19 protein-coding genes are annotated in these 20251 nt (G+C 71.4%); 12 read left to right on the forward strand and 7 right to left on the reverse strand.

The genetic code is table 11. From position 1 onward, the window contains the following. Window positions 1-13: 13 nt before the first annotated feature. The 3 genes from D1369_RS19295 to D1369_RS19305 form a co-directional block, all read right to left on the reverse strand. On the reverse strand, window positions 14-1075 hold the full coding sequence (locus D1369_RS19295) for a right-handed parallel beta-helix repeat-containing protein (protein WP_162951023.1): 1062 nt from the start codon (window positions 1073-1075) through the stop codon (window positions 14-16). A gap of 98 nt (window positions 1076-1173) precedes the next feature. Beyond that, window positions 1174-1794: an SRPBCC family protein gene (locus tag D1369_RS19300; RefSeq protein ID WP_118082545.1), complete on the reverse strand. Its 621-nt coding sequence runs from the start codon at window positions 1792-1794 to the stop codon at window positions 1174-1176. A gap of 46 nt (window positions 1795-1840) precedes the next feature. Then, window positions 1841-2875 (reverse strand): medium chain dehydrogenase/reductase family protein, encoded by a 1035-nt coding sequence (locus tag D1369_RS19305; RefSeq protein WP_118082546.1) that lies wholly within the window; start codon window positions 2873-2875, stop codon window positions 1841-1843. 104 nt (window positions 2876-2979) lie between these two features. Between D1369_RS19305 and D1369_RS19310 the strand changes: the two genes are divergently transcribed. The 5 genes from D1369_RS19310 (at window position 2980) to D1369_RS19330 (ending at window position 6909) form a co-directional block, all read left to right on the forward strand. After that, on the forward strand, window positions 2980-3648 hold the full coding sequence (locus tag D1369_RS19310) for a TetR/AcrR family transcriptional regulator (protein WP_118082547.1): 669 nt from the start codon (window positions 2980-2982) through the stop codon (window positions 3646-3648). A gap of 371 nt (window positions 3649-4019) precedes the next feature. Further along, the gene (locus tag D1369_RS19315) at window positions 4020-4223 is read left to right on the forward strand and encodes a cold-shock protein (RefSeq protein WP_004986771.1); all 204 of its coding nucleotides are present in this window, start codon (window positions 4020-4022) and stop codon (window positions 4221-4223) included. A 177-nt stretch (window positions 4224-4400) separates the two neighbouring features. Then, window positions 4401-5867 (forward strand): DEAD/DEAH box helicase, encoded by a 1467-nt coding sequence (locus tag D1369_RS19320; RefSeq protein ID WP_118082548.1) that lies wholly within the window; start codon window positions 4401-4403, stop codon window positions 5865-5867. Window positions 5868-5916: 49 nt separating this feature from the next. Then, entirely contained in the window at window positions 5917-6165 is a 249-nt protein-coding gene (locus D1369_RS19325) for a CBS domain-containing protein (protein WP_118082549.1), read from the forward strand. A gap of 408 nt (window positions 6166-6573) precedes the next feature. Further along, window positions 6574-6909 (forward strand): helix-turn-helix domain-containing protein, encoded by a 336-nt coding sequence (locus D1369_RS19330; protein ID WP_118082550.1) that lies wholly within the window; start codon window positions 6574-6576, stop codon window positions 6907-6909. A 72-nt stretch (window positions 6910-6981) separates the two neighbouring features. On the opposite strand, the gene D1369_RS19335 is transcribed toward D1369_RS19330, so the two are convergent. Continuing rightward, on the reverse strand, window positions 6982-7716 hold the full coding sequence (locus D1369_RS19335) for a DUF4232 domain-containing protein (protein ID WP_007383485.1): 735 nt from the start codon (window positions 7714-7716) through the stop codon (window positions 6982-6984). 187 nt (window positions 7717-7903) lie between these two features. On the opposite strand from D1369_RS19335, the gene D1369_RS19340 reads away from it, so the two are divergent. Next, complete coding sequence (locus D1369_RS19340; protein ID WP_007383484.1) at window positions 7904-9244, forward strand: helix-turn-helix transcriptional regulator; 1341 nt, start codon at window positions 7904-7906, stop codon at window positions 9242-9244. 19 nt (window positions 9245-9263) lie between these two features. Here the strand turns inward: D1369_RS19340 and D1369_RS19345 are convergent, their stop codons facing one another. Together D1369_RS19345 and D1369_RS19350 are read right to left on the reverse strand one after the other, a co-directional pair. Next, complete coding sequence (locus D1369_RS19345; protein WP_007383483.1) at window positions 9264-10583, reverse strand: phosphatase PAP2 family protein; 1320 nt, start codon at window positions 10581-10583, stop codon at window positions 9264-9266. 209 nt (window positions 10584-10792) lie between these two features. Continuing rightward, window positions 10793-11629: a helix-turn-helix transcriptional regulator gene (locus D1369_RS19350; protein WP_007383482.1), complete on the reverse strand. Its 837-nt coding sequence runs from the start codon at window positions 11627-11629 to the stop codon at window positions 10793-10795. A gap of 112 nt (window positions 11630-11741) precedes the next feature. Between D1369_RS19350 and D1369_RS19355 the strand changes: the two genes are divergently transcribed. From D1369_RS19355 to D1369_RS19380, 6 genes are all read left to right on the forward strand, one after another. Beyond that, a complete protein-coding gene (locus D1369_RS19355; RefSeq protein ID WP_037900854.1) occupies window positions 11742-12338 on the forward strand; it encodes an NAD(P)H-dependent oxidoreductase in 597 nt (198 codons plus the stop codon). A 495-nt stretch (window positions 12339-12833) separates the two neighbouring features. Further along, the gene (locus D1369_RS19360; RefSeq protein ID WP_007383480.1) at window positions 12834-13037 is read left to right on the forward strand and encodes a cold-shock protein; all 204 of its coding nucleotides are present in this window, start codon (window positions 12834-12836) and stop codon (window positions 13035-13037) included. Window positions 13038-13240: 203 nt separating this feature from the next. Next, window positions 13241-14671, forward strand: coding sequence for a DEAD/DEAH box helicase (locus tag D1369_RS19365; protein ID WP_037900852.1), 1431 nt, complete (start codon window positions 13241-13243; stop codon window positions 14669-14671). 91 nt (window positions 14672-14762) lie between these two features. Next, window positions 14763-15065, forward strand: a complete 303-nt coding sequence (locus D1369_RS19370; protein ID WP_007383478.1) for an SCO5918 family protein — start codon at window positions 14763-14765, stop codon at window positions 15063-15065. Window positions 15066-15241: 176 nt separating this feature from the next. After that, window positions 15242-17677, forward strand: a complete 2436-nt coding sequence (locus D1369_RS19375; RefSeq protein WP_050789731.1) for a SpoIIE family protein phosphatase — start codon at window positions 15242-15244, stop codon at window positions 17675-17677. A 63-nt stretch (window positions 17678-17740) separates the two neighbouring features. Next, window positions 17741-18844 (forward strand): DUF3533 domain-containing protein, encoded by a 1104-nt coding sequence (locus tag D1369_RS19380; RefSeq protein ID WP_007383476.1) that lies wholly within the window; start codon window positions 17741-17743, stop codon window positions 18842-18844. 88 nt (window positions 18845-18932) lie between these two features. Here D1369_RS19380 and D1369_RS19385 read toward each other — a convergent pair whose 3' ends face one another. Further along, window positions 18933-20162, reverse strand: a complete 1230-nt coding sequence (locus tag D1369_RS19385; RefSeq protein ID WP_037900850.1) for an acyltransferase — start codon at window positions 20160-20162, stop codon at window positions 18933-18935. Between the last annotated feature and the right edge of the window lie 89 nt (window positions 20163-20251).

Consider the following 20251-nt stretch of genomic DNA (forward strand, 5'->3'; position numbering starts at 1 on the left):
TGACCATGGCCGGTCAGCACATTCCGGCGGGCTGGGAGGCCCGGCACGAGTTGTGGGTGAAGGTGTTGTCCTTGCCGGTGTCCGTGTTGACGAGGTCCGCCGGGGCGTTGCCCTCCAGCGTGTTGTCGGTGATCCGGTTCCGTTCGCTGGTGGTGCCCACGAAGCTCTTGAACAGGACGATGCCGCCCGACAGCGGGGAGGCGCCGACGTTGCCGATGACCTGGTTGTGTGTCACCAGGGTGTCCTCGGCGCCGGTCAGCACGATGCCGGAGCCCTGCAGCGCGTCCAGCCGCGCGGTCTTGGGGCAGGACTTGTTGTTCTTGACGAGGGTGTTGTCGCGCACGGTCAGCGCACCGGCCTTCGGCTTGTTCTCGTCGCCCACGACGAAGACGCCCGCGCAGTTGCCGGTGAGGTGGTTGCCCGCGACGGTGAGGTTCCTCAGGCGCCGGACGGTGATGCCGATCCGGTTGCCCTCCAGGCGGTTGCGTTCGACCAGGGTTCCCCCGGTGTCCGCGGCGCCCGCCTCCTCCTTGATCGTGTTCGCGAGGAACAGACCGGCGTCGCCGTTGTCCCGGGCGGTGTTCTTCCGGAACACCCCGTGCACCGAACGCTCCTGGGCGATTCCCCACACCCCGTTCTGCACGGCGGTCACGTTGCGCACGGTCAGCCCGTCGGTCGCCATGGCGAACACCCCGGCCTTGGTGAAGCCGGTCACGGTGAGGGAGGCGACGGTGACGCCCTCGACGTCGTGGGCCTTCGTCCCGATCACGCAGATGCCGTTGCCGTTCTGGGCACAGCTGTTGGCGGCTTTGTCCGTGCCCGGCTCGATGACGGTCTCGCGGCCCATGCCGCTCAGGGTGATCCCGGGCGTGCTCACCGTGACGCTCTCGCGGTAGGTGCCGGGGGTCACCAGGACGGTGTCGCCCGGCTCGGCGGCGTCCACCGCCTGCTGGATCGACTGACCGGGAAAGACCACGTGGGTCATCTGGTCGGCGGCGACGGGCGGGGCGGCCCCGAACACCGCCCCGATGATCGCCGCGGTACATGCCAGGCGGGAGATATGAAATCTCATCATATTCAGCACGTTATGTCCTGAAAGGTCGCAAACGGCGGGATAGACCGTCCGGGGGCGTGTCACGAGTGGCGCGTGTCGCGGGTGCGGCCCGGCGGGCGCTACGGCTGTGGCGTGTGCCGGCCTTCCGCGGCGGACCTGAGGTCGCGCAGCCATGCTTCGAGGCCCGCGCCGAGGGCCGCCGTGGCGGTGGGGACGTCCGCCTCGACCTGGGCGCCGGTCCAGGTCTCCTCGGTGTGGACGTGCACGCCGCCCCTGACCCTCCTGAAGGTCCACAGGTGCACGCCCTCGTCGATGCGCAGCCCCTCACCGACGGCGGGTCCGCTCCACAGGACGCAGTCGTGGCGCCGCAGTTCCTGGACCGTGGAGGTGATGCCGAGGGTGGTGGCGGGGGTCGTGGGGGTGGCGGGCACGGGGGTCGTCCACCGGAACCGCGACCCCTTGGCGAGGCGGCCGGAATCGAGGCGTTCGGCCGTGAGGACCGGGGGCTGCCAGCTCGGCCAGCGTTCGACGTCGGTCTGGAGCTTCCATACGGTGCTCAGCGGCGCCTTGATCACGACGTCGGACGCGTAGTGGATGCGGGCGTTCGCGTCGACGCCCTGTCCGCCGCATCGGGGCGGTTCACCGTGGTGGGCCGCTTGGGCGACCGGGGCGGTGCCGGCGAAAACGCCGGCGACGGCGAGCGAGACCGCGAGCACGCGGGGCCGGGAGAGGGGGGACATGGGGTTCCTTTCGTGGTGACGGCCGGTTCGGGTCTGCGGTTGCTCGCTACGGGTTGAGGACGACCTTTCCGGCGACGGTGCCGGACTCGGCCAGCCGCAGGGCGTCGGCCGCGCGGGCGAGCGGCAGCTGGGCGGCGATCTGGGCGGTGACCTCGCCGCGCTGGAGGGCGGTGAAGACCTGGGTGAGGTCGGCGCGCAACCGGGACCGGAACCGGTTCTTGGCCAGGGCGCGGCCGGCCCACACGTTGAAGAAGTAGGCGCGGCGGCGGTTGGGCAGCGTGTTCCACAGCCACACCCGGCCGAGGAGCTTCAGCACGGGCCACTGCTTGGAGCCCTCGGCGTCACGGGTGGCGGCGCTGCCGTACGAGACGAGGGTGCCGCCCGGGGCGAGGAGGCGCCAGGAGTCGACGATGCCGTGGCCGCCGACGTGGTCGAAGACGGCGTGGACGCCCTCGCGCGGGGCGAGCGCCCGGATCCGTGCGGCCAGGTCGTCGGCGCGGTAGTCGACGGGGACGACTCCCCGCTCCCGCAGGGCTTCGTGGTGGCGCGGGGACGCCGTACCGATCACGTGGGCGCCCGCGGCCCGGGCGAGCTGGACCAGGACCGAGCCGACGCCACCGTTGGCACCGTGCACGACGACGGTCTGCCCGGCGCGGACGCGGGCCTTGCGGTGGAGCATCTGCCAGGCGGTGATGCCGTTGACGACCAGAGTCTCGGCCTCCGCCGCTCCGATGCCGTCGGGCACCGGCACCACGTCCGCGGCGTCGACGCGCACGTGGCTGGCCCAGCCGCCGGTCTTGACCAGGGCGGCGACGCGAGTGCCGGCCAGGTGCGGATCGACGCCCGCGCCGGTCGCCTGCAGGGTGCCGACGAGGTCGTAGCCGGGGACGAAGGGGAAGGGCGGCTGGTCGTAGTAGCGACCGCGCCGCATCTGCTGCTCGGCGAAGGAGACTCCGGTCGCCTCCATCCGGATCACGACCTGGCCGGGACCCGCGGCGGGGACGGCTCCGTGGCGGATCTCCAGCCCTTCGGGCTCGACCTTGCCCGGCAGGACGACCTCGACGAGCGCTTCGGTGTTCATGACGACCTCTCACACAGACGGTTGGTTACGCGGCTTCGTGTTCGTTAGAAGTTATAACCGCCCGGGGGCGGGAGTGTCAATAACTTCAGTGATAACCTCTAACCATGGTGAACCCGGAAGCGAAGACCCCCCGCGAGCGCTATCGCGCCCAGGTGCGCACGGAGATCAAGGAACGCGCGTGGGAGCAGATCGCCACGGCGGGCGCGTCCGCGCTCTCCCTCAACGCGATCGCCAAGCAGCTGGGGATGAGCGGACCCGCGCTGTACCGGTACTACGCCGGCCGCGACGAGCTGATCACCGAGCTGGTCAGGGACGCGTACCGCAGCCTCGCCGACACCTTCCGCGCCGCCTCCGCCCGGCCCGGCGCCGACGTGACCGCGCTGGCGAGCGCCCTGCGTACCTGGGCACTGGAGGATCCCCAGCGCTACTTCCTCCTCTACGGCACGCCCGTCCCCGGCTATCACGCGCCCGACGACATCACCGCGATCGCGTCCGAGATCATGGCCGCGCTCCTGGACGCCTTCGCCGAGCTCCCGTCGAGCGGCACCGCGACAGCGTTCGACGCGCACCTCGAAGAGCACCGGGACTGGGCGGACGGCCACCCCGCCCCGGCCGCGACCCTGCACCGGGCCCTGACCTTCTGGACCCGGCTGCACGGCGCCCTGTCCTTGGAGCTCGCCGGTCACTTCACCGGGATGGGTTTCGACCCCGCGCGTTTCTACGCCGCCGAACTGCACGAGCTGACCGGCCCGGAGGGTGACGACGGGATGTGATGTTCATCGTGATCACGGAGTTTCGGGCCCCGGACCGCGGTGCCGCGCACCGACTCCGGTTTTCGCGGCGCAACTCCCGTCACCGGAGGTCACAGGGGGTGCGGCGGGTCCGCGCGGGAGGTAGGCCACGCCCAGGGGATCGCAATATCTGTGCCCACTAAATGAGAAATAGCGCCGGGGCACGGCACGTATTCCCTGAACGCCGACCGGGTCGAAAATCATCGTCCGCGCAGGGCCGATCGCACCGTGCTACTGTCGATCTCAGTTGCAGGTGTGGTTGCCAGAAGGTTTATTTCCGACGGGTTAATCAGCACGGCGACACGGAATTCACGAAGGGTGGATTCCGAAACCGCCTCCGAAGGAGATATGACATGGCTACTGGCACCGTGAAGTGGTTCAACGCGGAAAAGGGCTTCGGCTTCATCGAGCAGGACGGCGGCGGCGCCGACGTCTTCGCCCACTACTCCAACATCGCCGCTCAGGGCTTCCGTGAGCTGCTCGAAGGCCAGAAGGTGTCCTTCGACATCGCGCAGGGCCAGAAGGGCCCGACGGCCGAGAACATCGTTCCCGCCTGATCACTGGCTTCGCCGCGCATATTTTTCGCAGCTGGGGCCCGCACCTAGGGGTGCGGGCCCCAGCTCGCGCATTTCAGGGCGCATCACCCATCGCCTTCGGTTCGTTCTCGCGATTCTCTGCGCCGCTCATCGGCTGCGTGAATTCCTTGATACGCGCCGCATCAAGGAAGGTTTCGCATGAATCGCACACGCTCAAACCCCACCCGTGGCCGCTCCGGCGGTCCGAACCGTGGTTCCAGGACGCACGGAAACCGGCAGACCGTACAGGGCGAGTTCGCACCGCCCAGGACGATCACTCCCGCGTTGCCCGCGGTCGAGTCCTTCGCCGATCTCGCCATGCCCGCACAGCTGTTGGCCACGCTGGGCCATGAAGGCGTGACCGTGCCGTTCCCGATCCAGGCGGCCACGCTGCCGAACTCGCTGGCCGGCCGCGACGTCCTCGGCCGCGGTCGCACCGGCTCGGGCAAGACCCTGGCCTTCGGCCTCGCCGCACTGGCCCGTACGGCGGGGCGCCGTGCCGAGCCGCGGCAGCCGCTCGCCCTCGTCCTGGTCCCCACCCGTGAGCTCGCCCAGCAGGTCACCGACGCGCTCACCCCGTACGCCCGCTCCGTGAACCTGCGGCTGGCCACCGTCGTCGGCGGTATGTCCATCGGCAGGCAGGCCGGTGCGCTGCGCGCCGGGGTCGAGTTGGTCGTCGCGACGCCCGGGCGGCTCAAGGACCTCATCGACCGGGGCGACTGCCGGCTGAACGAGGTCGCCATCACCGTCCTCGACGAGGCCGACCAGATGGCCGACATGGGCTTCATGCCGCAGGTCACCGCCCTGCTCGACCAGGTGCGTCCGGGCGGGCAGCGGATGCTCTTCTCGGCCACCCTGGACCGCAACGTCGACCGGCTGGTGCGGAGCTACCTGCACGACCCCGTCGTCCACTCGGTCGACCCCTCCGCGGGCGCGGTCACCACGATGGAGCACCACGTCCTCCACGTGCACGACACGGACAAGAACCGGACGACCACCGAGATCGCCGCCCGCGACGGCCGGGTCATCATGTTCCTGGACACCAAGCACGCGGTGGACCGGCTGACCAAGCACCTGCTGAGCAGCGGCGTCCGCGCCGCGGCCCTGCACGGCGGCAAGTCCCAGCCGCAGCGCACGCGCACCCTCGCCCAGTTCAAGACCGGGCACGTGACCGTGCTGGTGGCGACCAACGTCGCGGCCCGCGGCATCCACGTCGACAACCTCGACCTGGTCGTCAACGTGGACCCGCCCACCGACCACAAGGACTACCTGCACCGCGGCGGTCGTACGGCCCGCGCCGGCGAGTCCGGCAGCGTCGTCACCCTGGTGACCCCCGGCCAGCGTCGTGGCATGAACCGGCTGATGATCTCGGCGGGCATCACCCCCCAGGTCGCCCAGGTGCGTTCGGGCGAGGCGGAGCTGAGCCGCATCACCGGGGCCCAGGCGCCTTCCGGCATCCCGGTCGTCATCACCTCGCCGCCGGCGGAACGGCCCCGCGGCGCGTCCTCCTCGTCCTCGTCCCGAGGCCGTCGTGGGCGCCGGGGCCAGGCGGGGCAGGGGCGCCCCGCAGGCGCCGCGGCCCGTCGCGGTGCGCCGCGGCGGACCGGCTTCGGCTCCGCCGCCTAGGGCGGCCGTACCGATCGACCGACCCACCCCTTTCCCGTAGGAGGCACCCATGACGCCGAGCCGGACGCCACACGTGGTCTTCGACAAGCAGGGGACCGGACCCCAGGTCAGTGACGACATGACGGTCGAGGTGGCGCTGTCCCTCATGGCCGGTGCCCGTGTCGATCACCTCGTCCTCTGCGACGACGACGAGCAGCGCACGGGCGTGGTCACCCTCGCCGGGCTCGCCGCTCTCCGGGACAGCACCTCCTACACGGACCGGCTCCGACTGCGGGACGTCCTCAGCCTCGCCGGCTGACCGTCCCGCCCCGGATCCACCCGCACAGGCCCGATGGGGCCCTGCCGACGCGCGTCGGCAGGGCCCCATCGTCGTATGCCCCGAACGTCAAAATCTCCTCTTGTCAGAGTAGACATTGACTCCTGACGCGATTACTGTTTCTCCCGTAGACATGATTCAGAGCAAGGACGGAGGAGCAGACGCCATCAGGATCGCCCGGGTTTTCGGCCCGGGTACCGCAAGACCCCGGAATGGATGGTGGTCCCCGGTCACGCAGTCGCGATCCCCGCACCCCTCCCGTCACCGGGCCGGGTAGCGGACACAGAAGGTCGGCGCAGCATGAGGGCCGACAGATGGTGTTGAATTCCCTTCGGGGCCCTGGTGCCGTACGGCATCGGGGCCCCTCGACGCGTTGCACAACGAGGTGACATGGCAGCAGATATTCCACTCGGCGATCGCCTGGACGACGACGACTACCCCGCGTACACGATGGGCCGGGCAGCAGAGATGCTCGGCACGACACCCGGCTTCCTCCGAGCCCTCGGCGAAGCCCGACTGATCACACCCCTGCGCTCCGAAGGCGGACACCGCCGCTACTCCCGCTACCAACTACGCGTCGCCGCCCGCGCCCGCGAACTCGTCGACCGCGGCACCCCCATCGAAGCCGCCTGCCGCATCGTCATCCTCGAAGACCAACTCGAAGAAGCCCAACGCATCAACGCCGAATACCGCCGCGCCGCCAACGCCACACCCGGCCCCGCCTGACCAGGCGAAGGCCGGGGGGCGGCCTGGCCCTCGTGCCCCTGAGCCTGCCCGGCACCGGCGGGCGGCAGGGTGTCACCAGGTGACGGCGTCGTCCATCGACTGCTGCCAGTACGTGACCTTGAGGGCGTCGTCGACGTAGGTGCCCTGCGTGGGCAGCGAGGGGTGGGCGCCCTTGCCGACGCTCCCGTTGCCGGAGCGGCCCTGGAAGTACACGGTCAGGGTCTTCGCGGTGTAGCCGTTCGCGCCGCTGCCGTCGGTGGCGGCGAGGTTCACGGAGGCGTAGCCGGACTCGCCCGGCGCGAGCGTGACGACCGCCTGCGGCTGCGAGGCCTCGATGACCGGGGGCACGGCCTGCGCCTCGCCGAAGCGGACGACCGGATAGCCGTACAGGTAGCAGCTCTTGCTGCCGGTGTTGGTCACCGTGAGCAGCATGTGGTTCACGGGACGGGTCAGCGGGGCCGCGACCGTCCTGACGGTGGAGCCCTCGCAGGTGACCGGCCCTCCGGAGGAGGAGGGCGCCTTCGACACCGGGGTGCGCCGGGCGGAGGTCGCCGTGCCGCCCGTGGACCCGGCGCCGGCGCCGTAGGAACCCGTGCCGGCCGAGGAGCCCGTGGAGTCCGTGGAGGGCGACTGGTCCGTGGCGGCCGAGGGGGCCGGGGAGTGGGAGGCCGCGGCGGAACGGCTCGTATCGGCCACGCGGCCCTCGTCCTGGGTGCCTGTCCCGTCGTTGCACGCGGTCAGCGAGAGCGCGGCGACGACGGTGGTCGCGGCGGCGGCGAGGAGACGGGTGCGGGAGATGCTGGACATGGTGCTGTGCCCCTTCGGAGTTCGGGTGGCGGTGGTGATTGGATGACCGAAGCTTGTGAGGTGATCCGTCCCGACCGCCACGCTCAGCGGGCAGTTGGGGACACTGGAACGCCGAAATGGGCTCTGACCAGGGGGAACGCACTGACCCTGGAATGCGGGACCGGGACGCGGGGGTTGAGGGGAACGGGTGTCAGGGGCAACGGGGACCGAGCGGACCGAGGCGTTCGCACAGCTGCTGCGGGAGCTCAAGGACCGGTCGGGGCTGAGCTACGGGACGCTCGCCAAGCGTCTGCACATGAGTACGTCGACGCTGCACCGCTACTGCAACGGCACGGCGGTGCCGGTCGAGTACGCCCCGGTGGAGCGTCTCGCGCGGGTCTGCCGGGCCACACCGCAGGAGCTGGTGGAGATGCACCGGCGCTGGATCCTGGCGGATGCGGAACGGGGGCGCAGGCCGGACCAGGGCGCGGCGAAGGGACCTGCCCAGGAGGCGGCTCCGGACGGCCCGGCCGGTCCGGAGGGGGTCGAGTCGGCCGGGGAGAACGACGAGGACCGCGAGCCGGTGATCACCGACAGGGCGGCCGAGGCGACGCCGTCCCGTCACCGCTTCTGGCTCCGTCATCGCCGTACCGCGCTGATCGCCTCCGTCGTGGTGGTCGCCGCGCTGGGAGCCGGCACGTACGCCCTGCACCCGACGACCGTCCGCGCCGGGGACACCTCGGTGCCGGCATCCACCGTCCCCCTGGACGCGGGCGCCTCTCGGCAGCCCTCCGCCGTCCCGTCCGCCGACGGGAGCGGACACGAGCCGTCCGCGTCGGCCACCGGCTCGCCGACCGGGACCGCCGGGTCCGGGGGCGGACGGTCCGGCACCTCGAAAGGTGACGGCAAGCAGGAAGCGGGCCGGTCCACCGGCGACCGCGCCACCGACGCCGTACCGCTCACCGTCGGTGTCCGCCCCTACGTCTACGACAGTCCGTGCAGCCAGCACTTCCTCGTCGACAGCGATCCCGAGCAGGTCGGCCCGCCGGCGTCCGAGCAGGACGCGCCGCGCTGGGCCGCCGCGTACGGGGCGGTCTCCTCGGGCGAGCAGCGGATCGCGCTCACCGTTCAGGGCACCGGCGCGGAGACCGTCGTCCTGAACGCCCTGCACGTCCGCTTCCTCACCAAGAGCGCGCCGCTCGCCTGGAACGACTACTCGATGGGCGTCGGCTGCGGAGGCGGTGTCGGCACCAAGACGTTCGACATCGACCTGGACAACGGCAACCCCAGGGTCACCGTGAAGAACGGCCAGCGCGACTTCCCGTACAAGGTCAGCGAGTCCGACCCGGAGGTCTTCTACGTCACCGCCCGCGCCAGGGCGCACGACGTGCGCTGGGACCTCAGCCTGGACTGGTCCAGCGGCGGCCGCAGCGGCACCGTCCACATCGACGACGACGGCAGGCCGTTCCGCACCAGCGCCGACGTGGCCCGCCCGGGCTACGACTATCCGCTGGGCTCCAGCGAGTGGATCGCGCGGACGGGCGGCTGAGCAGGGCGTACGCCGTGGTTCAGAGCAGTTCGGGCTGCGGCTGCGGTGCTCGCGTCGGCGCGGTTGCCGGCTCCCACCGGGCGACGGCCCGTGTGTAGCCGTAGATCACCGAGGCCATCGCCAGCAGGACAAGCGGTCCGGCCAGCCAGGGGTACTCGGCCATCCGCACCGGCAGGAAGCGGTACGACACCAGGAGCGCGACGAAGACCGCCGTACCGTAGGCGGTCAGCCGGAGCCCGGCGCGGTCCCAGCCGCGGTCGAACGAGCGCACGCCCGCCTCGATGGTGAGGGTGAACACCACACCGGCGACGAGGTCCACGCCGTAGTGGTAGCCGAAGCCCAGCGTGGCGCAGAGGGTGGCGATCAGCCAGAAGGTCCCCGCGTACCGCAGGAACCGGGGCCCCTTGCGGGAATGGATGAAGATCGCGGTGGCCCACGCCGTGTGCAGGCTGGGCATGCAGTTGCGGGGCGTGACCCCGTCGAACGGTATGGAGTGCGGGGCGGATATCGGTGGCGGTGTCTGCGGCCACAGGTTCGCCACCGCCCAGTGCCCGTCGCTCGGTATCTGCGGCGACCACAGGGCGATCGACGCCCAGTGGTCGGTACCGGTGCCGTACGCGAAGACCGGACCGACCACCGGGAAGATCATGTAGATCGCCGGTCCGAGCAGGCCGATCAGCAGGAAGGTGCGCACCAGGTGGTGGCGCGGGAAGCGGCGCTCCGCCGCCACGTGGCGCAGTTGGTACAGCGCGACGACCACCGCGGCCACCGCGAGCTGGCCGTAGATGGTGTCGAGGAAGTTGAAGCCGACCGCTCCGGTGGCCGTGACGAGCCGGCCCATCAGCCACGACGGGTTGCCCAGGGCGTGGTCGGCGTTCGCCAGGTACGGGTCGAGCACCAGCGGCCGGCTCTTCGCGGTGATGAGCAGCCAGGTGTCACCGGTCTTGCGGCCGGCCACCAGCAGCAGGCCCAGCCCGACGCCCTTCAGCAGCAGGACGCGTTCGGGGCCGGTGCGGCGGGTGAGGGCGATGACCGCGCAGCCCACGATCACCCACAGCGCGCCGTTGCCGAAGGGGTGGCCGTGGGTCACCTTGATGTCGCAGGCCCACCGGACCACCGCGATGACAAGGTCGATGCCGACCGCGGCACCGATCGCGAGGAACCGCTGCCGCCAGCTGAGCACCACCATCATCAGGGCCAGGCCGGCGTACAGCAGGGGTCCCGACTTGGGCGGGTACACGAACTCGCGTATCTGAGTGCCGAGCGGTCCCGGCAGGCCGTAGCGATGCGCGGTGAGCTCCATCGCGACGAAGAACCCGAGGGCCACGACGGGCGCCACGGCCCAGAGTCTGGCCCGCGAACGAATCTGCGGTGGCATTTCTATCACTTTCGGCCAATTTCACTAGATGCTCGTCAGAGAACCGCCCGTCCGACTGAGGAAGAGGGAGGGATCGCGGCCCGGGTTCCTGTGTCCCCCTGAGGAGCCCGGCTCACCGAAAATGCAGGGTATGACATGCGGCGGTAATCGAACACCGCGCGGTGTCCGCGTCAGGAGATGGCGCGCAGCCCGCCGTGGGCCGGGCGGCGGAGTTCCTCGACGGCCTGGTCCGTCGCCTCGTCGGCGGGGAGCAGGACGACCAGCTGCTGTGCGTCCGCGGAGAGGTCGAGCGTCTCGCGGACCAGCCGGAGTTCGCGTCCGGAGGGGTGCCGGAGCCGGAGGTCCCCGCGCTGCGGAACGACGTGCCGGTGCAGGCGGCGGGTGAGATCGGGGCCGGCGACGGGGGCGAGTTCCGCGGTGAACCACTCATAGGAGTCGAGGGACGGGCCCAGCCACAGATCGAAGGCCCGCTCGTCCGCGACGTCGTCCCAGTCGGCGAAGAACGACCGGGCGCGGGGGTCGGTGAAGACGTACCGGGTGAGGTTCGGGGTGTCGGAGTCGAGCAGTCCGGTCCCGCTCGTCACCGCGTCGAACGCGCTGGTGCGGGCGAGGACGTCGCCCATCCGGTTGGTCACCAGGGCGATGCCCGGCTCCAGCAGACGCAGCGTCCGCAGCACGGACGGCCGTACCTCGCGCGAGGGCGGAGCGGGCCGGGTGTGGCCGACGCACTCACCGCCGCTGATCTTCGCGAGGTAGCGCAGGTGGTCGCGCTCCGCGAGGTCGAGGCCGAGCCCGTCGGCCAGGGCGTTGACCACCGCGACCGAGGGATGGCGGTCGCGGCCCTGCTCGATGCGGGTCAGGTACTCGACGCTGATGCCCGCCCGGCCGGCGAGATCCGATCGCCGTAGCCCCGGTGACCTGCGGCGGCCGTGGTCCGGCAGGCCCAGCGACTCCGGCTGGACACTGTCCCGCCTGGCCCGGACGAAATCCCCCAGTGGTGTCCCCATGGCCCGAGCATAGGTCGCCGCCCGCTGTCCGAGGAGAGCTCAGGGTGGCCCTGCGGGGGCCAGCATCAGCCCGGTCTGGCTGCGGCCGCGGCGGGGTTCGATCGTGGTGGGCATGGACAACGACACGTACAAACTGGTGGTCATCGTCGGCAGCGTCCGGGAAGGGCGGTTCGGTCCGGTCGTGGCCTCGTGGGTCGCCGAACAGGCCGCGGCGCACGGGGGTTTCGAGGTGGAGGTCGTCGATCTGGCCGGGATCGACGTCCCGTTGTCGCTGCCCGCGGTGTCGCCCAAGTACGCCGGGGACGACTACCCGCGGCCGGCCGGGATGGCGCCGCTGACGTCGGCCCTGGAGAGCGCCGACGCGTTCATCGTGATCACGCCGGAGTACAACCACAGCTACCCGGCGTCCCTGAAGGCCGCGATCGACTGGCACTTCACCCAGTGGACGGCCAAGCCGGTCGCCTTCGTCAGCTACGGCGGCGCTGCGGGCGGGCGGCACGCCGTGCTGCACCTGGAGAACGTGCTGACCGAACTGCACGCGGTCACCGTCCGCGACGGACTCGCCTTCCCCAACTACTTCACCGCGTGGCAGGACGGCCGCCCCCTCGACCCCGAGGCCGCCGGATACGCCAAGACCCTGCTGGAGCAGCTGTTCTGGTGGGCGGGCGCCCTGCACTCGGCACGCGGGACGACGCCGTACCCGGTGTGAGCGGGCGGGGGTTCGCGGAACGGAGGATGCGTGTGATGGATCACGGTGGCGACCGGGGTGGGTTTTCGGACGGCTCGGGCGGGTGCGAAAATCTGGTGTGACGGCGTCATATATACGTGAGCACCGACATCAGGGTTGAGAGCGCCTCGATGTCGCAACCCTGCTCGCCCCACCATCGGAGGCGCCGGGCCCGCCGAATCCTCTCGGCGGTGAAGACCACCCCGCGTCGTCGGCCCGACGAATAACTGTCGCCGCCGCGACAGAATCGCGTGCGGGGCGCGGCGAAGTTTTCGGAGCGGCCGCCACCCGGACCCAGGGCGACGTAGATCCGTCCGCCGACCATGTGTTACCGTGATAAAAGTTGCAGTTTTGGTTTCCGGCGAATTTCTATGAGGTTCACCGGCGTCTTTCCGGGTCTTCCGGAGGGGAGTCCATCGCGGCGACTCGGGGTCCGTACAGTGCGGGTCCCGGCACTGCCCCCTAGGGAGATTCAATATGGCATCTGGCACCGTGAAGTGGTTCAACGCGGAAAAGGGCTTCGGCTTCATCGAGCAGGACGGCGGCGGCGCCGACGTGTTCGCGCACTACTCGAACATCGCCACCTCCGGCTTCCGCGAGCTTCAGGAAGGCCAGAAGGTTACCTTCGACGTCACGCAGGGCCAGAAGGGCCCGCAGGCCGAGAACATCGTTCCCGCCTGACGCTGACGCGTATCTTCACGGCTGGGGCCCGCACTCTTGGGGTGCGGGCCCTGTCCCATTGCCCTGAATAATCAGATGGTCCTGAAGAATCTGATTTTCTTCTTTTCCCCGGCTCTTTCTTGCGAATTCTCGCGTGGTTCCGCCGCGCCTTCGGAGGAATTCCTCGACACGTGCCGCACGCATCGAGGAAGGGTTCCCCTCCCATGAACCGCACCCGCCGTACCGGGAACAACGGGAACAACGCGTCCCACCTCCGCTCCCGGGGCGCGAGCCACCAGCGCTCCCGCCCGGCCGCCGCTCCGCGCGGCGAGTTCACCCTCCCCACCACCGTCACCGAGGCGCTGCCGGCGGTGGAGGCGTTCGCCGACCTCGACCTGCCCGAGCGTCTGCAGGCCGCGCTCCTGGCCGAGGGTGTGACCACCCCCTTCCCCATCCAGGCGGCCACCCTGCCGAACTCCCTGGCCGGCCGTGACGTCCTCGGCCGGGGCCGCACCGGCTCGGGCAAGACGCTCGCCTTCGGTCTGCCGCTGCTGGCCCGCCTCGACGGACAGCGCGCCGAGCCCCGGCACCCGCTCGCCCTGGTCCTCGTGCCGACCCGCGAACTGGCCCAGCAGGTCACCGACGCGCTCACCCCCTACGCACGGGCGCTGCGCCTGCGCGCGGCCACCGTCGTCGGCGGCATGTCGATCGGCCGCCAGGCGTCCGCGCTGCGGGCCGGCGCCGAGGTCCTCGTGGCGACGCCCGGCCGGCTCAAGGACCTCATCGAGCGCGGCGACTGCAGCCTGAGCCAGGTCACGATGACCGTCCTGGACGAGGCCGACCAGATGACCGACATGGGCTTCATGCCCCAGGTCACGGCCCTGCTCGACCAGGTACGTCCCGACGGCCAGCGGATGCTGTTCTCCGCCACGCTCGACCGCAACATCGACCGGCTGGTGCGCAACTACCTGCACGACCCGGTGGTGCACTCGGTCGACCCGTCCGCGGGCACCGTCACCACCATGGACCACCACCTCCTGCACGTGCGGGACGACGACAAGCACGCCACCGCCACCGAGATCGCCGCCCGCGACGGGCGCGTGATCATGTTCCTGGACACCAAGCACGCCGCGGAGCGCCTGGCCAAGCACCTGCTGTCGGTGGGCGTGCGGGCCTCGGCGCTGCACGGCGGCAAGTCCCAGCCACAGCGCACCCGGACCCTCGGCCAGTTCAAGGACGGCCAGGTGACCGTCCTGGTGGCCACCAACGTCGCGGCCCGCGGCATCCACGTGGACGACGTCGACCTCGTCGTCAACTTCGACCCGCCGGCCGACCACAAGGACTACCTGCACCGCGGTGGCCGTACCGCCCGGGCCGGCGAGTCCGGCACCGTCGTCACCCTGGTCCTGCCGCACCAGCGCCGCTCGGTGGACCGTCTGATGTCCGACGCCGGCGTCACCGCCCGGATCACCCGGGTCCGCCCCGGCGAGGCGGAGCTGAACCGCATCACCGGCGCCCGCACCCCCTCCGGCGTGCCGGTCACCCTCCCCGCCCCGGCGCCCGCCGAGGCCCCGAGGCGCTCCGGGTCCGCCGGACGCAGCCGCAGCAGCCGCTCCGCGCGGGGCCGCCGCCGCTCCACCCCCAGCAGCCGATAGCCGTACGACGTCCCCGTCGAGAAGGAGACGAACAGGGCCGCACCCTGGCCGTTCTCACCGTCACGTCCCGACCGCTCCCCGTGGAGGCACCATGCGCATCGTCATCGCACGTTTTCCCTTCGACCTGACCATGAGCGAGGTCGAGAGGTCGATGACCGGCATCCAGCCCGAACCCGCCACCGGCCTGTGTGTGACCGTCGGCCCCCACGTCTATCCAGTCAAGCAGGTCGGCCAGGTCATCACCCGGCAGGACCGCCGCGACTTCACCGCCCACGAGGTGGGCCGGGCCCTGACCCGGCTCGGCTTCACCTGCCACGAGGTCCAGCCGCCCCGCCAGGAAGCCTTCAACGACCCGGCGGCCTCCCTGCCCTGGGCCGACACCCCGCTGGGCTGACGCGTCCGGGCGCCCGGCACGGCGGTCACGCACCCGCTTCCTCCCGCCGTGCGGCGCCCTTCTCGATCACCCCGTTCCGTTCCGTTCCCCCTCCCCACCACCTCGTGCAAGACTGCGGCTCCTCACGGCAGAGCACATCGCTTGAGCGGGGAGCTGTGCGGCGGGACGCTGGGAGCATGGACAGCAGGGGTGGCACACCCGGAGGCACCGTGGCGGGACGCGTACCCGAGGACCTGGCGGTCGTCGTCGACGACGCCGGGACCATCACGGAGTGGAGCGCCGGGGCGCGTCAGCTGCTCGGATACGAGGCCGAAGAGGTCGTAGGACATCCGGCCGCCGAACTGCTCGCCGCCGAACTGCCCGAGACCGCGCGCCGCCATGTCGCCGAGGGCCGGCGCTGGGCCACCGAGGTCGCGCTGCGGCACCGGAGCGGCGGCCGGATCGTCGTACGGCTGAAGGCGATACCGCTCGTGGACGGCGAGGACGCGCGGCCGTGGCTGGTGACCGCCGCCCCGGAGCACATGGCCGGGCCCGTCGAACCTGACGCGCAGGCCCTGTGGGACCTCACGCTCGCGCAGCTGCCCGTCCCGGTGGCGGTCTACGACACCGAGGCCCGGCTGGTGGCGGCCAACGAGGTCATGACCCGGGTGATGGGCCGCAGCGTGGCCGAGATGCGCGGGCTGACCCTGCGGGAGATCGAACCGACCCCGCCCTTCGACGAGTACGACCGCCTCCAGCGGCAGGTGCTGCGCACGGGTGAGCCGCTCTTCCACGAGAACTTCGGACAGGCCCCCGGCGAGGTGCGGGGCCACGCCTGGTCGATGTTCCTCTCCCCGCTGAAGGACGGGAGCGGCGCGGTGCGGGGCCTGTCCGCGGCCGTCTTCGACACCACCGAGCAGTACTGGGCCCGCCGCCACCTCTCCATCCTCAACGACGCCAGCCTCCGCATCGGCAGCACCCTGGACGTGGCCCGGACCGCCGAGGAACTGGCCGAGGTGGCCGTGACCGGCTTCGCGGACTTCGTCACCGTGGACCTGCTGGAGTCGGTGGCGCTCGGCGAGGAACCGGAACCGGTGCCCCCGGACCGTCCGGTCACAGTGCGCCGTACGGCACAGCGGTCGGTCCTCGACGGCTGCCCGGAGTCCGTGGTCCCCACCGGCGAGCGGACGTTCTACCCGGTGGACACGCCCCCGATGCGGGCCCTGATCGCCGGTCGCGGCACCCGGCCGGGGCCCTTGGACCCCGGGATGCGGGAGTGGGTCGAGTCCTCCCCCGCCCGTGCCGAGACCGTGGCCAAGTACATGATCCACTCGGTGCTGATGGTGCCGCTGCGCGCCCGCGGGGTCACCCTCGGCCTGGTGCACTTCCTGCGGCACCGTACGGCGGAGTCCTTCAGCCAGGACGACCTGCTGCTCGCGGAGGAGATCGTCGCGAGGGCCGCGGTGAGCGTGGACAACGCCCGCCGCTACACCCACGAACGCCGTACCGCGCTCACCCTCCAGCGCAGCCTGCTGCCCGAGCGCCCGCCGGACCTCGCGGCCATGGAGGTGGCGTACCGCTATCTCCCGGCAGGCTCCGGCGCGGACGTGGGCGGGGACTGGTTCGACGTCATCCCGCTGTCCGGCGCCCGGGTCGCCCTGGTCGTGGGCGACGTGGTGGGCCACGGCATTCACGCCTCGGCGACGATGGGCCGCCTGCGCACGGCCGTACGCACCCTCGCGGACGTCGATCTCGCCCCCGACGAACTCCTCACCCAGCTCGACGACCTGGTCGTCCGGCTGGACCGGGAGGAGGGGCCGGACACCCGCGACCGGGGTGCGGAGGCCCCGACACCGGGCGAGGTGGGGGCCACCTGCCTCTACGCCGTCTACGACCCGGTCTCCCGCCGCTGCACGATGGCCCGCGCCGGCCACCCGCCGCCGGCCGTGGTCACCCCGGCCGGCGAGGTCCGCTTCCTGAAGCTCCCGACCGGCCCGCCCCTCGGCCTCGGCGGCCTGCCGTTCGAGTCCGTGGAGGTGGAGTTGGAGGAGGGCAGCCTGCTCGCCCTCTACACCGACGGCCTGGTCGAGGCGGCCGACCGCGACATCGAGGTCGGCCTGAACCTGCTGCGCGGGGCCCTCGCCGACCGGGCGGGCCCGCTGGAGGAGACCTGCGACGACGTCCTGCGGGCGGTGCTTCCGGCCCGCCCCGCCGACGACATCGTCCTGATGCTGGCCCGCACCTCGGCCCTGGACGCCGCGAAGGTCCGCACCTGGCACCTCCGGCGCGACCCGGCGGCGGTCGCCCGGGCCCGCAAGTCGGCGAGCGAGCAGGTGACGGCGTGGGGCCTGGATGAAGCGTCCTTCGCCACGGAACTGATCGTCAGCGAGCTGGTCACGAACGCCGTCCGCTACGGCGACGACCCCGTCGTCCTGCGACTGATCCGTGACCACGCGCTGATCTGCGAGGTCTCCGACGGCAGCAGTACGGCTCCGCACCTGCGGCGGGCCAGGGTGTTCGACGAGGGCGGGCGGGGGCTGCTGCTGGTCGCGCAGATGGCGGAGCGGTGGGGGAGCCGGCAGACGGCGACGGGGAAGACGATCTGGGCGGAGCTGGGGTTACCGGACGACTAGGCGCGGTGGGCGCGGGACGGCAAACGGAACGGTGAATTCACCAGGCTGTGCGACGATGCGCCCGTGAACGCACCCTCCAGCCCTTCCGCCGGCTCGTCCCCCACCGAGCCGGCCCCCAAATCCCCTGGTTTCGCGGCGGAGTTCAAGGACGCCGTGACGTTCCGGGCCTTCGGCCTGGTCCTCGGCGGCCTGCTGGTCCAACTGGCCTTCGTCCTCTCGTACGTGGGCGCCTTCCACTCCCCCACTCCCGAGCGCATCCCCGTGGCCGTGGTGGCCCCCCAACAGGCGTCCGCGAAGATCGTGGCCCAGCTGAACTCGCTGGACGGCGAGCCGGTGAAGGCAACGGCGGCCCCCAGTACGGCCGTTGCCCGCGAGTGGGTCATGACGCGCCGCACGGACGCGGCCTTCCTCTTCAACCCGAAGGGCACCGAGGACACCCTGCTCGTCGCCTCGGCGGGCGGGCCGTCGGTCTCCCAGACGGCCACCCAGATCGCCCAGAAGATCGAGGCGTCCGAGAAGCGCCGGATCACGGTGACGGACATCCGCTCCCCCAACTCCGGTGACGGCCGCGGCATGACGTCCTTCTACCTGGTCCTGGGCTGGGTGATCGGCGGCTACCTCACCGCCACGATCATGGGTATGGCGTCCGGCTCCCGCCCGGCGAACCGCCCCCGCACCCTGATCCGCCTGGCGGCCCTGATCCCGTACGCGGTGGTGTCGGGCGTAGCAGGAGCGGTGATCGTCGGCCCGGTGTTCGACGCCCTGGGCGGACACTTCTGGGCCCTGAGCGCGATCGGCACCCTGACCGTCCTGGCCTCGGCGACCACGGCACTGGCCCTGCAGACCCTGCTGGGTCTGCTCGGCACCGGCCTGGTCATCCTCCTCTTCGTGGTCCTCGGCAACCCGAGCTCGGGCGGCGTCTACCCGGCCCCTCTCCTGCCGCCCTTCTGGAGCGCGATCGGCCAGGCGCTGCCGCCGGGCGCCGGTACCACACTGGTCCGCAACACGGTGTACTTCTCGGGACACGCGACGAGTTCGGCGCTGTGGGTGCTGGGGGCGTACGCGGTGGGCGGAGCCGTGCTGGCCTGGGGGGCGTCCTGGTGGCGGGAGGGGCGGAGGTCCGCCACGGAGGTGGGTTCCGGGGCGGAGGCCTCGGCGACTGTGTGACGGGGGTACGGCATCCCGCACGGGGCACGGGCGTTCCGGTCCCCGTGCGGTCCTCGCCGTCCCCTTCGGCTGAACCGGCTCCGCGGCCCTACGCCGCCGCCAGTGCCGGCACCGGTGTCCTCGCCTTGTGTGCCCGGCGCAGGAACGGCTTCTCGATGGCGTAGTACGACAGCAGGGCCATCAACAGGGTCAGCACCACCGTCGCGGCCAGTCGGCCCTCCTGGACGCCGAGGGAGGCGAGGAGCCGCACGACCGGGTAGTGCCAGAGATAGATGCCGTAGCTGAGGTTGCGGCCCACCCAGGCCAGGGGGGTCAGGGCCAGCAGGCGGGACAGGCGGTTCTCGGGGCGTAGTTCCAGGGCGGTGACCAGGGTGGCGGAGAGGGCGGCCACGGCGAGGAAGCCGAGGGTGTACCACGCGGCCGTCCAGGCGCCGAGATCCTCGGTGACCGGTACCTGCCAGGCGATGAGGGCCAGCAGGGCGAGGGAGGGCCAGGCCAGGCGGGCGGACCAGGTGCGCAGGACGGCCAGGCGCGGGTCGTCGGAGCGCAGGCGGGCCAGGGCCACGGCCACCAGGGCGCCGGCCAGCAGCTGGTCGGCACGGGTGTCGGTGCCGTTGTAGATGCGGTGGGCGGCCTCCGGGGTCCACAGGACGCAGCGCCAGAGCAGGGGGAGCACGCACAGGGCGGCCGTGCACAGGAGGACCGTACGGGCCCGGAACCGTCGTAGGAGAAGGAGCAGGGCGAGCGGCCACAGCAGGTAGAACTGCTCCTCCACGCCCAGGGACCAGGTGTGCGCGAGCGGGCTGGTGAGGTCGGAGTAGGGGCCGGGCTCCATGGCCCGTACGACGTTGGTGAGGAAGGCGGCCGACAGGCCCGCGGCCTGGAGCGAACCGTCGAAGCCCCACAGGGACGTCGTCGACGCGAGCAGCACGCAGACCGCGCACAGCGCCAGCAGCGCGGGGACGAGCCGCAGCCAGCGGCGGCGGTAGAACGACATGAGGGAGATGCCGCCCCGGCGGACGTACTCGGCGATCAGCAGGCGCGTGATGACGAAGCCGCTGATGGTGAAGAAGACGTCCACGGCGACCGCGCCGCCCGGCAGCGCCTCGGGCTCCACGTGGTGGACGATGACCAGCGCGACCGCGAGGGTGCGCAGTCCGTCCAGGCCGCTCACCCGGCCGGTGCGGGACACCGCGGACGGAAAACCCCGGCTCACCCGGGGTGCGACCGGGGCCGGGGGTCTGCGGACACCGACCGCCGTGTCCGCTCCTTCCTGCTCGGTGTCCGCCACGGCTGTCGAGTCCGGTGCCTTCGCCATGAAAGAGATCTCTGCTCACCTGCCCGCTGAATCGAGTAATCCCGGTGCGCCTAACCGGAAATCACGCTCGCATGCGTTCCTGAGCGTCG

Origin of the sequence: Streptomyces sp. CC0208, from assembly GCF_003443735.1 — a bacterium.
GTDB lineage: Bacteria > Actinomycetota > Actinomycetes > Streptomycetales > Streptomycetaceae > Streptomyces > Streptomyces sviceus.

Coding starts and splice junctions, on each gene's coding strand:
- D1369_RS19300 (WP_118082545.1), bottom strand. CDS start 1,794: ATGTCCCCCCTCTCCCGGCCCCGCGTGCTCGCGGTCTCGCTCGCCGTC.
- D1369_RS19320 (WP_118082548.1), top strand. CDS start 4,401: ATGAATCGCACACGCTCAAACCCCACCCGTGGCCGCTCCGGCGGTCCG.
- D1369_RS19365 (WP_037900852.1), top strand. CDS start 13,241: ATGAACCGCACCCGCCGTACCGGGAACAACGGGAACAACGCGTCCCAC.
- D1369_RS19325 (WP_118082549.1), top strand. CDS start 5,917: ATGACGCCGAGCCGGACGCCACACGTGGTCTTCGACAAGCAGGGGACC.
- D1369_RS19355 (WP_037900854.1), top strand. CDS start 11,742: ATGGACAACGACACGTACAAACTGGTGGTCATCGTCGGCAGCGTCCGG.
- D1369_RS19350 (WP_007383482.1), bottom strand. CDS start 11,629: ATGGGGACACCACTGGGGGATTTCGTCCGGGCCAGGCGGGACAGTGTC.
- D1369_RS19310 (WP_118082547.1), top strand. CDS start 2,980: ATGGTGAACCCGGAAGCGAAGACCCCCCGCGAGCGCTATCGCGCCCAG.
- D1369_RS19295 (WP_162951023.1), bottom strand. CDS start 1,075: ATGATGAGATTTCATATCTCCCGCCTGGCATGTACCGCGGCGATCATC.
- D1369_RS19335 (WP_007383485.1), bottom strand. CDS start 7,716: ATGTCCAGCATCTCCCGCACCCGTCTCCTCGCCGCCGCCGCGACCACC.
- D1369_RS19375 (WP_050789731.1), top strand. CDS start 15,242: ATGGACAGCAGGGGTGGCACACCCGGAGGCACCGTGGCGGGACGCGTA.
- D1369_RS19385 (WP_037900850.1), bottom strand. CDS start 20,162: ATGGCGAAGGCACCGGACTCGACAGCCGTGGCGGACACCGAGCAGGAA.
- D1369_RS19330 (WP_118082550.1), top strand. CDS start 6,574: ATGGCAGCAGATATTCCACTCGGCGATCGCCTGGACGACGACGACTAC.
- D1369_RS19370 (WP_007383478.1), top strand. CDS start 14,763: ATGCGCATCGTCATCGCACGTTTTCCCTTCGACCTGACCATGAGCGAG.
- D1369_RS19315 (WP_004986771.1), top strand. CDS start 4,020: ATGGCTACTGGCACCGTGAAGTGGTTCAACGCGGAAAAGGGCTTCGGC.
- D1369_RS19305 (WP_118082546.1), bottom strand. CDS start 2,875: ATGAACACCGAAGCGCTCGTCGAGGTCGTCCTGCCGGGCAAGGTCGAG.
- D1369_RS19360 (WP_007383480.1), top strand. CDS start 12,834: ATGGCATCTGGCACCGTGAAGTGGTTCAACGCGGAAAAGGGCTTCGGC.